This window comes from Sphingobacterium phlebotomi, from assembly GCF_008180195.1.
Classification (GTDB): Bacteria; Bacteroidota; Bacteroidia; order Sphingobacteriales; family Sphingobacteriaceae; genus Sphingobacterium; species Sphingobacterium phlebotomi.
In genome coordinates this window covers 1-12,028 of record NZ_VTAV01000030.1, presented here as the reverse complement: position 1 = coordinate 12,028, position 12,028 = coordinate 1, and the positions used below count along the sequence as shown (strand labels likewise).

Sequence of the window (12,028 nt, the reverse complement as noted above, 5' to 3'; positions counted from 1 at the left end):
TTTAAGTTATGAGAAAAGTGGGGTTTATTATTTTATTTAGCTATTTAACGTTACTTGCAAGAGCAGAACAACATATAAATACGGAAAGGGAGGAAACGTCTTCCACAGCAGCGATTATCGTGGGAGCGATTATACTTTTACTTATTATTATCGTGCTCTACAGAAGGCAGAAACGAAAATTTAATGATTAGCAGAAAAAAGCGGTAAAAATATTTTACCGCTTTTTTAAGTTTTCTATTCTGTACGTTTCAATCCAAATTTTTCAATCTTATGATATAAGTGGCTACGCTGTATTCCAATATCATCGGCTGTTTTTGAAACATTCCATCCATTCTTATCTAATTTAAAGTTGATAAATTCTTTTTCAGCATAGTCTTTAAAATCCTGAAAAGACTCAAATTTATCAAAATCGAGTATTTGCCCCGTTTTTGAACTCGTGTTGTTCGCGGCAGTTATGTTATTATTCGATGGATTTGCATATAAACCCACTTCTCTTTCCGTAATCTTTTTATCACTAAGGATAATCAATCGTTCAATCATGTTTCGCAACTCGCGGATATTTCCTGTCCAAGGCAAGGATTGTAATGCTCGCATAGCTCCCTCTGTAATCTCTTTTGTAGGCGTATTATATCCTCCGCATATTTCTTCACAGAAGCTAGATGCGATAATAGGGATATCGGCAGCACGTTCTTTAAGGGACGGAACATGGATTAAGATAACACTTAAGCGATGGTAAAGGTCCATACGGAAATTACCATCTTCTATCTCTTTTAGCAAATCTTTGTTCGTAGCGGCGATTACCCGAACATTTACATCAATTTCCTTTTCCCCTCCTACCCGTGTGATTTTATTTTCTTGAAGTGCACGCAACACCTTCGCTTGAGCCGAAAGGCTCATATCACCAATTTCGTCTAAAAATAATGTTCCACCACTGGCTTGCTCAAACTTTCCAATGCGTTGCTTCACAGCCGAAGTAAAAGAACCTTTTTCATGCCCAAACAACTCGGATTCTATCAACTCGGACGGGATTGCCGCACAGTTGACCTCTATTAACGGTGCACTCGCACGAGCAGATTTTTCATGAAGCCAATGCGCTACCAATTCTTTTCCCGAACCGTTTTCTCCCGTTATCAAAACACGTGCTTCTGTCGGAGCCACACGTTCTATGGTTTCTTTTATAAGACTAATCGTTGGAGACTCGCCTAATATTTCCTTCGTTTTGGAAACTTTTTTCTTTAGAACTTTGGTTTCCTTTACTAAAACTCCTTTTTCAAGGGCGTTACGTACGGTAATTAACAGTCTATTGAGGTCGAGTGGTTTTTCCAAAAAGTCGAAAGCGCCTTTTCGCGCAGCCTCGACAGCAGTTTCGATATTGCCGTGACCGGAAATCATGATAAAAGGCGTATCGCAGATGCCTTGCGCCTCCGTCAGAACTTCCATACCGTCCATTTTATTCATTTTGATATCACATAGAACGAGATCTATCTTCTCCTTTTTTAGGATATTTAAGCCATCAAACCCATTATCCACATCCAGAACCTTGTAATCTTCATATTCTAAAATATCGCGAAGCGAGCTTCTGATGGGGCGTTCGTCGTCGATGATTAAGATTGTCGTCATATTGTGTGTTTATCTTAATGAATAAAAAACTATCTTATTTTATAAAAAGAAGCAAACCTTGTAAGCCGGGTCCTGTATCCTTATTCGTCTTAAACGAGCGGATTTCTATCATTTATCTAGGCTTGCATTTGCACACAAGCTCGATCAACCTACCCATTACGAATCCCGACAAATCGGGAGAAGACGAGCAGCCTTCGAATTTCGCAACCTATTTGGTCTTTCAACACACGAGGTTTACCGTAATGCATGTCACCATGCAAAACTGTGAGCTCTTACCTCACATTTTCACCCTTACCCCGACAAGTCGGAGCGGTATATTTTCTGTGGCACTTTCTGTCTCTTATTTCCATAAGAGCCTTCCCGTTAGGAAGCGTGTTGCTCTTTGTTGCCCGGACTTTCCTCCCTCCCACCCGAAGACGAGACAGCGATAGAACCAGTTTGCTTCGATGCAAAGTTAAGAAAATACCCATACCCCTACAAATCCTGCGCAATCAAATAACCAGAAGCCCAAGCCCATTGAAAGTTGTACCCTCCAAGCCATCCAGTGATATCTACAGCTTCGCCGCCAAAATAAAGCCCAAGTTGTTTTTTAGCTTCCAGCGTACGCGGGTTGAGTTCATCAGTCGAAACACCACCACGCATTACCTCCGCTTTATCATAGCCTTTGTCACCCGCAGGTTTTACTACAAATTTATGTATAGTATCACATACGAATCTAGCGTCTGCCTTACTGAGTGAAGCAATTTTAAGATCGATCGGAAGATATTTTTCCAGTGCTTCGACCATCTTTTTTGTAAAATAATCGTTCAGCAGTTGTCCTATTGTCCGCTTTCCTCCTGCTGTACGTTCGTTTTTTATCAATTCATCTAGACGAAATTTTGGAAGAAGATCTATTGTAAAGGTTTCGCCGGCACGCCAATAGGATGATATTTGTAAAACGGCAGGGCCGCTTAATCCCCAATGGGTAAAGAGTATATTTTCCTCAAAACTAATTCTATCATTATAAACACGAGCAAAAACGCTATTCCCAGCTAATGATGCGTACCAGGTCGCATCCTTTCCTGTAATAGTTAATGGAACGAGCGCGGGTGCGGTATCCATTATCGATAAGCCAAATTGGCGAGCTGATTTCAAGGCAAAATCTGAAGCACCCAGTTTAGCAACCGGCAAACCTCCAGAAGCAAAAACTATTTTCTTACAAAAAAGCTGTTGTTCATCTCCCTCCCTTATAAAAGACACCGCATATCCCTCTCCTTGTTTCTTGACAGATTTCACTTCGGTCTGTAGCCAGATATCCTGTCCGGTGTCATACATCAATTTCGTAAATACCGCGACAACATCTTTTGCTTTGTTCGATTTTGGAAAAAGTTGACCAAGTGTCTTCTCCTGTCCTTGAATCCCACCAAAATTCTCAAAAAACGAAATCGTATCTTCTACCGTCCATTGCGAAAAAGCGGTGTGTAGAAAATGTGGATTTTCTGTAAGAAAGTTCTCCGGTGCAGTATATAGATTGGTAAAGTTGCAGCGTCCGCCACCCGAAATTAATATCTTTGCACCAGGTTTGTCATTTCTTTCCAAAACCAAGGTACGTTTGCCTAACAGCCCCGCTTGTACCGCACACATCAATCCACAGGCTCCCCCACCTATTATGACGGCGTCGTAATCCATTAATACGCTATCAATTGATCTTTCAGAGAGATAACACGCTGTTCCTCCCAAGACTGCTCTGCGGCTTCCAGAATACAGATAACATCCCTGGCTTGCTCCGGTTGCACAATTAGCTCCTTTTCACCTCGTAATACCGCTACCAGATTTTGATAGAAATCCTGGCCTGTTCCTATTTCGCTGGGAATCGTTTGCCGTATATCCTGTCTATTTTCCAATATATTCAATACACCGTGCGTATACTCCGGCTCTTTGCCCCAGTTCGGGTTTTCGTGAGGCAATGCACCGTTGCGCAATAGTGCCTCCTGTGGGTCTACACCCGATTTTACGAACGAACCTTTCAGACCGTATAATGCAAACCGGGGAGTTGGCTCCTTTGCCAACATTTGCCCAAATAAGGAGACCTTGCGTGTAGGATAACTTAATATAAATTCAAAATCATCTACTGCTTTAGCGTGTTCCCGCTGTTTCCGCAAATCAGCAAACACAGCATCCGGTTTTCCGAACAGTTGTAACGCTTGGTCTATCAAATGCGCACCCAAGTCATAGTGGATACCAGAGCCCGGCAAATCCTGTTCCCGCCACGCTCCTTCACGCAGGAAATTTCTAAAACGATCAAAACGTGCTTGATAATTAACAACTGATCCTAATCTTTTACTTTCTATAATCTTTTTAACCGTCTTGAAATCGGAATGAAATCTCGCATTATGATGAACGGTTAGTATCAATCCTTTCTGTTTTGCTAATGCAATCAATTCATCTGCTTCCGCGGTCGTATTCGTAAAAGGTTTTTCCACTACGACGTGTTTTCCAGCTTCTAAGGCTCGTTTTGTTAATGTGTAATGAACATCATTCGAAGTCGCTACCACAACGATGTCCACTAATGGATCATCAATGATTTCATCAACACGCTGCACTGCGATAGCTGACGGGTATCCCTTCGTTAAAACCTGCTGCTGTTCTGGTTTTCTCGCCGTTACTTTATAGAGCTCAAGAAACGGGTTTCCTACGATAAACGGTGCGTGGAATACCTGTCCACCTATCGAAAAGCCTATTAAACCTATTTTATATTTTTTTTGTTCGCGTTCCATATTATATATCTATAAATTGCAAGATCCCATCGTTAATATTAAAAGAAGAGAAAAACCTACATCCTCTCCGGTACGTGAATGCCTAAGAGCCGCATGCTCTCCGAAATAGTCCGTGCTGCTACTGCCGATAAGTGCAAACGGAAATTCTTAGCGGTTTCATCTTCTGCTTTCAGAATGCTTTCTTCGTGATAAAACTTGTTATAGAGTTTCGCAAGCTCATAAGCATAGTTTGCCAACTGAGCTGGCGAAAATTCCTTTGCAGAAGCTTCTAAGACTTCCGGATACCTACTTAAAACTTGTATTAAATCCTGCTCATAAACAGAGAGTTCCTTTGGATACGCTAATGCGAGTGATTTATCATAAGATGCTTTACGCAAGACCGATTTGATACGCGCGTGTGTATATTGAATAAACGGTCCGGTATGTCCTTGAAAATCTACAGATTCATTCGGGTCAAACAATAGTCGTTTTTTAGGATCTACTTTCAGCAAGAAGTACTTTAAAGCTCCCATGCCGATAGTATTGTACAACGACGCTTTCTGTTCCTCTTCCAATCCCTCTGTTTTACCCAACTCTTCGGTACGAGTTCTAGCCGTTTCCAGCATTTCAGCCATTAAATCGTCAGCGTCGACAACCGTTCCTTCTCTAGATTTCATCTTACCCGATGGTAAATCGACCATCCCGTATGATAGATGATACAATCCGTCCGCCCACGATTTTCCTAATTTCTTTAAAATCAAAAACAACACCTTAAAGTGATAATCTTGCTCATTTCCAACCACATAGATAGATTCATCCATCTTAAATTCATCGTATTTGAGTTGCGCGGTGCCCAAATCCTGCGTAATGTACACCGATGTGCCATCGCCACGTAACACGAGCTTTTGATCCAATCCTTCATCCGTCAAATCAATCCACACGGAGTTATCCTCTTTTTGAAAGAAAACACCTTTCTCCAACCCTTCTTGAATAATATCCTTGCCTAGCAAATAGGTGTTCGATTCATAGTAAAACTTATCAAAGTCTACTCCTAGTTGCTTATAGGTTTGCTCGAATCCATCATACACCCAACCATTCATGATCTTCCATAACTGGATGACGTCTTCGTCGTTAGCTTCCCATTTCTGCAACATCGATTGCGCCTCTTTTATTAGCGAAGCATTCTTTTTTGCGTCCTCTTCCGTTTGTCCCTGTTCTTTCAACGCATCAATTTCTTTTTTGTATTCTTTATCGAAAATGACGTAGTATTTACCTACCAGATGATCACCTTTCAATCCCGAAGATGTTGGCGTTTCACCATTTCCGTATCTTTGCCAGGCGAGCATCGACTTGCAGATGTGGATACCGCGGTCATTGACAAGATTGGCTTTCACCACCTCATAACCATAGGCTTTCAAAATCTCCGCAACGGAGTAACCTAATAAGTTATTACGTATATGTCCTAAATGTAGCGGTTTATTCGTGTTCGGAGAACTATATTCCACCATGATTTTCTTTCCATTGGCGGGAAATGTGCCAAAAGATGAATCTATCAACTTGGTATTAACCAGTTCTATCCAATGTTGATCAGCAAGGCTAATATTTAGAAAACCTTTAATCACATTGAAGACAGATATGACCGGCACATTGCGCTGTAGGAACTCCCCTATTTCTCTTCCTGTTTGCTCCGGTGATTTTTTGGAGAAACGCGTTACAGGGAAGATGACAATCGTGATGTGCCCTTCAAACTCTTTCCGGGTTTCCTGTAAAGTTACCTGCGATTCGGGAATATCCGCGCTATAAAGCTGCTGTACTGCTTTAATGGTCTGCGCAATTAAAGTCTGTTGAATAGAATTAGTCATGTAATTATTTCGTAATTTTTATAACTTTCTGATAATGAACTGGAAAAATATAAACCTATATAGTAAGGTATTCATCATGAAAGTATATCTTTGCCAAAAATAATAAAAAATGCAGAGCTATCAGGAATTTCTTGACTTAAGTGTTGGTTTTCCGCAAGACGGATTCGAGATTATCGACGACGAATTGTATTTCCATGATTTGAATTTGATGGAGATGATAGAAACGTATGGCACACCTTTACGTTTTACCTACGTACCTATCGTCAGTAAAAAAATTCAGCAGGCGAAAATCTTATTTCAAACGGCGATTTTGAAAAATGACTATCGGGGATCGTATAAGTATTGCTATTGTACAAAATCCTCACATTTTAAGCATATCGTTGAAGAAGCGCTAAAGAACGACATTCACCTCGAAACATCGTCCGCTTTTGATATGCCGATGATCGATTCATTGGAACGTGCGGGGACGGTAACAAAAGACATTACCGTGATTTGTAACGGGTTCAAAACCTATCAATATAAGCAGTACATCATCGATATGATTCATGATGGGTATACGAATATTATCCCCGTCCTGGATAACAAAGAAGAGTTTAATCTTTATGATGATGAGATTGAGCTGGACGAGCCTTGCGCGTTGGGGATCCGTATAGCATCCGAGGAACAGCCGGATTCGCAGTTTTATACATCCCGTTTGGGGATCCGCTTGGAAGATGTAATTGATTTTTATAACAGCAAAATTGCAGACAATCCGAACTTCAAAGTGAAGCTGTTGCATTTCTTTATCAATTCTGGAATTTCCGACACTCCTTATTACTGGAATGAATTAGAGAAATATGTGACGCTATATTGTAAATTCAAGAAAGTAAATCCGGAGCTTGATACGCTGGATATTGGTGGTGGTATGCCTTTTAAAGATTCCTTGGTGCACGGTTTTGATTATGAATATATGGTGAATGAAATTGTCAATCGTATTAAGCAAATCTGTGCGCATCACGAAGTGATGGAGCCTGATATCATAACCGAGTTTGGAAAATACACTGTTGCTGAAGCTTCCGGGATTCTTTATAAGGTTCTAGGGCGTAAGCTACAGAACGATCGGGAAAAATGGTTTATGATTGACGGATCTTTTATTACCAATCTGCCCGATGTCTGGGCATTGAATCAGAAATATATCCTTCTGCCGATAAACAACTGGGATTTTGAATACGAAAGGGTGAATTTAGGTGGTATTACGTGTGATGGACAAGACTATTACAGCCAGGAAGCACACATGGACTCTATCTTTATGCCCAAAACACGTAAAGTACAATATTTGGGATTTTTTCACACGGGTGCTTACCAGGATGTCCTTAGTGGGTATGGCGGTATTCACCATTGCTTGCTTCCCTCTCCAAAACATGTCCTTGTTCGAAGAAACCGTGATGAGACATTCAATTTCGAGGTATTTGGAGAAGAGCAGAATTCCAAACAGGTAATGAAACTGTTAGGATATCAATAGTTAAGAGCGATGAGCGATAAGTTATTAAATGTAAAAGGCATCGGATACCCGATGCTTTTCTATTTTTTACGCCGTTTCTATGTTATATTCATCGGACGATGTGTTTAATAGGCGACGCCCATTCGCTCACGCCGTTTGGGTTTACCGCCCGTACCCGAATGTGCACTACTGTTCTAGGAATTAACCCCCCGATGATATTCTTTCGGGTCGTCCGTGTATGGATAATATCGCCCCATTCCGGTATACCATCCAGATCATCCGTCACGGCATAACAATATTCATACGCTATACCGCTGCCGGCCACCTTTTGAAAATCGACTCTCACCGAACCGCTGAGGTGACCATCCCCGCTTTTTATCCACGAGGGTGCATATGGAAGCTGCCCTTTAAGTGCCGGTGATGTAATTCGGAAACCGGACGCATAGAGCGTCGGTCGATGACCGTCCGCTATTGTATTGACGTAGAACGCCAATTTTTGCAAGGTATCTGCCAACACCGCCTTTGCTTCGTTCTTTAAACTAATATCCTGCAAACCCCGTGTCCTGCTCGAAATGGCTAATTTAGATTCGTAATCCTCCTTTGCTGTTTGCAATATTTCTAACGATGGCAACGGATCTGAGAAAATCTCTTCATTCGTTATCATTGCCTCCAGAACAGCAACTGTTCTTCTTAAAATTTCAGCGTCTCCAGTGCTCTTTACCGTCTTGCCTAATGCTCTTGTATATTTCATCTTTCTTTTTTTAAATTGTTTATGATCATATTTTATTTCTTCCGCTGTCTTTTACACGGTCATCTCGTAGACCGTTGTTTTCATTCCTATGGTGGTTTCAGTATTCTCATTTTTTCTTTTATTTACATTCTCACAATTTGTCATTGCATATCCCTTGCTATTCGATTCAAATGTAAAGGGCAAAAAAATAAGGTCTGTCGGATTTGGCGGTTTATGACGCATTTGTATACCTTTGTCTACTTTTGTCCGTTTTTGGTGTTATTTGACGGATTTGGCAGTTTTTGATCCGTATTTATTGTATAACAGTATTCCCTCAATATGAATACGCTATTGGTGTAGAAGAAAAGAAAATTCCTCTATAAGAACACAGCGCTCGTGTAGAGGAAAATGGAATTCTTCTATAAGACTGCACCGCTCATTTAGAAAAAAAGACAATTCTTTTACAAGATTACACCGCTTATATAGAATAAAAAGCAATTCCTTTACAAGAATGCATCGCTTTTTATGAAGAAAAAGTAATTCCTTTACAAGAACGTATCGTTCCTTATGGAGAAAAGAAAATTCTTATATAGAAACACAATATTCGTCATAGGGAAAAGTTAGTTCCTTTTCGCCAATATGCTCATAAGCGGTATGACCAAACAATTAGGTAACGAATTAATTGCATTTTGATTTCTTTTTATCTTTCTAGTTTTAATACCTTTAAGCGTTATAAAATTAAATTGATAGGCTAAAGAATTGTCAAGATGTCACGTTGCCAGAGCAAAATAAAAATTAGCGCTATATTGATCTGTTTGCTGACATCCATATGGGGTAAAGCTCAAATACGCTTTATTGATGTAGAAAATAAATTACCAATTCCTGCTCTGAACATCTATCATGAAACGGGCATGTTAATTGGACTCACCGATAAAAACGGCATTGTACATTTTCTGGAAAAAGTGGATATCAACCGTCTGTTCCCCATGACGATTACCGCACAGCACATATCCTATACAACAAATACTATCCCCTTATCTACCTTAGATGGGAAACAAGTATACGAACTAACACCAAGAACAACTGTTATCGACGATGTGATTATCAATACAAAACCCAGAGAAGTTGTGGTTTTGAACGGATATTACCGCTCTTTGGAAACATTCAATCTTCAACAAAAATATTTTTCAGATGGTATTGTCGAGTTTTATATTCCATTGACCAAAGGCAAACCTAAATATAAACTAATTGATTATCGCATTTTCCTGGATTCTGTTGTTACAGCAGAATATAATGCTAAAATGGGCCCTTTCTTCCAAATCCCCAGAGTTCCAGAAATGACTAGCCAGCGGCTATCGGATAGATTGGCTGAATTCGTTCGAGAAAATGACGAGACTCATCGTGCCCGCTTACTCAAAAAAGGGAAAGAAGTTGGATATCTAACGACATCCTCTGATGGAGACAATCTTCAATTATATATAGATAAGGTGTTGCCCGATAGTGTCGTGAATGAGAAATTTTTCAGAATAGAGGCACGTACGCTACAGTCGGTGCATATCGAAAATTATACAGCAACAGAATTGAATCATATCACGCCCTTTGATTTGACATCCTTATATCAAAATATTGTTGGAAGCATCAAGCGAAAAAGTGAATATGGACATATCCCTTACGAGGGGCTTAACGAATTTTACGTATTAGAGCGGCGATATATCAGTTCAGAAGAATACAAATCCATTGAAAAAGAACTGACCAAAAGTATTTATAAAACACCGGAGAGAAGTGTTTATACAAGCAGATTTTGGGAAGACTTGGAAAAATATAATATTCCTCCGTTACAACCAAGCTTAGCGGAAAAACTAACACATCGATTGCAGTTAACAGAAGGTCCCTTAGACTAAAAAGAAATGAGATATTATTTTCAATTGCAATATCAAATTTTCCGACGTCAAATCGAAGATATAGGGCTTCCTTTCGCAATAGGTTTATTTCTATTGGTATTATTATACGTTGCAATTTATTTTATCACTATACAGTATCCGCAGTATACTCCCCTAATACTTGGATACGCGTCTATATCGTTTCTTTACAAACTCACCAACCCGAACCGAGTGGATTTTCTCAAAAATATATTTACGAGGCAACGATTTCTAACAATAAGAATCGCTGAAAATATAGGTTGTATCTTACCCTTTATACCCATCGCTATTTATGAAAGAGCGTGGTTGCTAGTGGCACTTCTGGTTGTGTTGAGTATGATATTCACCATTATCTCGATTAGAAGAGTAGAGATCCGGAATATTCCAACGCCATTTCGGAGTTCAGCATTTGAGTTTGTTATCTTTTTTCGTCGTCTTTGGCTGTTATTGGTCATCTGTTACACGCTTGCTTGTATAAGTATATATTATGATAATATTAATCTTCCAATCGTATTATTAGGCATCGTCATTCTAACGGCGTTAAGTGCCTACGATATTATCGAAGATGAGTATCTTGTATGGAATAATGCGTTTTCAGCATCAGGTTTTATTAAAAATAAAATACGTATAGGATGTATCCAATTAAGCTTATTAATAGCACCATTCATATTGTTATTGCTGCTATTTGGCATGTCCATGTTGTTTTGGGGCGTCCTTTGTTGGATTAGCGGACTATTGCTGCTCATATTAGTGATTTTGATGAAATATGCTGCGTATCCACGTAGCGGTGGAATCACAGAAGCCATTGGATGTATGATAATCGCCATGATGCCCTTATTATTGATAGCCGCATATCCCTATTATTATAAAAAAGCCGTTCAAAATCTAGAAAAATATTTATGATTACTATTCGTGATTTATATAAATCTTATGGCAAACATCCGGTTTTAAAAGATTTGCATATCGATTTTCAAGCAGGTAGAGTTTATGGAATTGTGGGCGCTAACGGCGCAGGTAAAACTACATTTTTCCGTTGCCTAGCGGGAATGGAAAAATATGACGGACATATTATCGCTGACCTTCAGCCACTCAAAGACCACATCGGCTATCTCCCTTCCGAAATCTTTTTTCTTCCGAAAATTACCGGTAAAGAATATCTTACATTACTGATGGAAGCCCGTAATAAAAAACCGCAGAACCTCAACGAGCAGAATATTTTTGACCTACCGTTAGATCAATACGTAAGCAGTTATTCGACTGGTATGAAAAAGAAGCTGGGTATTTTGGGTGTACTATTACAAAATAACCATATATATATTCTCGACGAACCTTATAATGGGCTGGATTTTCAAAGCAGCCTTCTATTAACAGATATTATCCGCCGATTACGTTCGAAAGACAGAACAGTGATCCTATCTTCCCATATTTTTGGCTCGTTAGCCGAAACTTGTGATTCGATTACTTTATTAAATAACGGTAAGTTTAGTGTCTTTGCAAATAAGGAGCGCTTTCCCGAATTGCAACGTCAAATTACGGACGAATTATTGCATAAAAACTTAAATGATATCTTTCCTCTATAAAATACGAAAACCAACCCATTACCAGTATCATACTACCCAAATACTGGACAACTGCATAAATGTTTAAATTAGCAGTTGAAAATGAAAAAAGAACGCAGGAAA

Annotated in this window: 9 protein-coding genes and 1 other RNA gene; 4 read left to right on the top strand and 6 right to left on the bottom strand. The window is 39.6% G+C overall.

Features of this window, described 5'->3' with window-relative positions; genetic code table 11:
• Positions 1-234 precede the first annotated feature (234 nt).
• The 5 genes from FXV77_RS21570 to argS all read right to left on the bottom strand — a co-directional run bounded on the left by FXV77_RS21570 (position 235) and on the right by argS (position 6,217).
• On the bottom strand, positions 235-1,620 hold the full coding sequence (locus FXV77_RS21570; RefSeq protein WP_148921321.1) for a sigma-54-dependent transcriptional regulator: 1,386 nt from the start codon (positions 1,618-1,620) through the stop codon (positions 235-237).
• A gap of 45 nt (positions 1,621-1,665) precedes the next feature.
• An RNA gene (rnpB, locus tag FXV77_RS21565) (RNase P RNA component class A) lies at positions 1,666-2,064 on the bottom strand.
• A 30-nt stretch (positions 2,065-2,094) separates the two neighbouring features.
• Positions 2,095-3,288 (bottom strand): BaiN/RdsA family NAD(P)/FAD-dependent oxidoreductase, encoded by a 1,194-nt coding sequence (locus tag FXV77_RS21560; RefSeq protein ID WP_148921320.1) that lies wholly within the window; start codon positions 3,286-3,288, stop codon positions 2,095-2,097.
• The gene (locus FXV77_RS21555; protein WP_148921319.1) at positions 3,288-4,376 is read right to left on the bottom strand and encodes a Gfo/Idh/MocA family oxidoreductase; all 1,089 of its coding nucleotides are present in this window, start codon (positions 4,374-4,376) and stop codon (positions 3,288-3,290) included. The genes FXV77_RS21560 and FXV77_RS21555 overlap by 1 nt, the downstream gene beginning before the upstream one ends.
• A 56-nt stretch (positions 4,377-4,432) precedes the next feature.
• Positions 4,433-6,217: an arginine--tRNA ligase gene (gene argS, locus FXV77_RS21550; RefSeq protein ID WP_148921318.1), complete on the bottom strand. Its 1,785-nt coding sequence runs from the start codon at positions 6,215-6,217 to the stop codon at positions 4,433-4,435.
• A gap of 109 nt (positions 6,218-6,326) precedes the next feature.
• Here argS and FXV77_RS21545 point away from each other — a divergent pair, with 109 nt between their 5' ends.
• Positions 6,327-7,718 carry a type III PLP-dependent enzyme domain-containing protein gene (locus FXV77_RS21545; RefSeq protein ID WP_148921317.1) on the top strand — a complete coding sequence of 464 codons (1,392 nt, stop codon included), beginning with the start codon at positions 6,327-6,329 and terminating at the stop codon, positions 7,716-7,718.
• Positions 7,719-7,806: 88 nt separating this feature from the next.
• Here the strand turns inward: FXV77_RS21545 and FXV77_RS21540 are convergent, their stop codons facing one another.
• Positions 7,807-8,448 carry a fibronectin type III domain-containing protein gene (locus tag FXV77_RS21540; RefSeq protein ID WP_148921316.1) on the bottom strand — a complete coding sequence of 214 codons (642 nt, stop codon included), beginning with the start codon at positions 8,446-8,448 and terminating at the stop codon, positions 7,807-7,809.
• Between the two features lie 746 nt (positions 8,449-9,194).
• Between FXV77_RS21540 and FXV77_RS21535 the strand changes: the two genes are divergently transcribed.
• Genes FXV77_RS21535 through FXV77_RS21525 form a run of 3 tightly spaced genes read left to right on the top strand, consistent with a single transcriptional unit; the run spans position 9,195 to position 11,926 of the window.
• Positions 9,195-10,328, top strand: coding sequence for a hypothetical protein (locus FXV77_RS21535; protein ID WP_148921315.1), 1,134 nt, complete (start codon positions 9,195-9,197; stop codon positions 10,326-10,328).
• A 6-nt stretch (positions 10,329-10,334) separates the two neighbouring features.
• A complete protein-coding gene (locus FXV77_RS21530) occupies positions 10,335-11,249 on the top strand; it encodes a hypothetical protein (protein WP_148921314.1) in 915 nt (304 codons plus the stop codon).
• On the top strand, positions 11,246-11,926 hold the full coding sequence (locus tag FXV77_RS21525; protein WP_148921313.1) for an ABC transporter ATP-binding protein: 681 nt from the start codon (positions 11,246-11,248) through the stop codon (positions 11,924-11,926). Before FXV77_RS21530 ends, FXV77_RS21525 begins: the two co-directional genes overlap by 4 nt.
• Positions 11,927-12,028 lie beyond the last annotated feature (102 nt).

Bases quoted from the DNA above. Each gene is read 5' to 3' on its own strand.
- FXV77_RS21555 (WP_148921319.1), bottom strand. From the start codon at position 4,376: ATGGAACGCGAACAAAAAAAATATAAAATAGGTTTAATAGGCTTTTCG.
- FXV77_RS21535 (WP_148921315.1), top strand. From the start codon at position 9,195: ATGTCACGTTGCCAGAGCAAAATAAAAATTAGCGCTATATTGATCTGT.
- FXV77_RS21540 (WP_148921316.1), bottom strand. From the start codon at position 8,448: ATGAAATATACAAGAGCATTAGGCAAGACGGTAAAGAGCACTGGAGAC.
- FXV77_RS21525 (WP_148921313.1), top strand. From the start codon at position 11,246: ATGATTACTATTCGTGATTTATATAAATCTTATGGCAAACATCCGGTT.
- FXV77_RS21545 (WP_148921317.1), top strand. From the start codon at position 6,327: ATGCAGAGCTATCAGGAATTTCTTGACTTAAGTGTTGGTTTTCCGCAA.
- FXV77_RS21530 (WP_148921314.1), top strand. From the start codon at position 10,335: ATGAGATATTATTTTCAATTGCAATATCAAATTTTCCGACGTCAAATC.
- FXV77_RS21570 (WP_148921321.1), bottom strand. From the start codon at position 1,620: ATGACGACAATCTTAATCATCGACGACGAACGCCCCATCAGAAGCTCG.
- argS (WP_148921318.1), bottom strand. From the start codon at position 6,217: ATGACTAATTCTATTCAACAGACTTTAATTGCGCAGACCATTAAAGCA.
- FXV77_RS21560 (WP_148921320.1), bottom strand. From the start codon at position 3,288: ATGGATTACGACGCCGTCATAATAGGTGGGGGAGCCTGTGGATTGATG.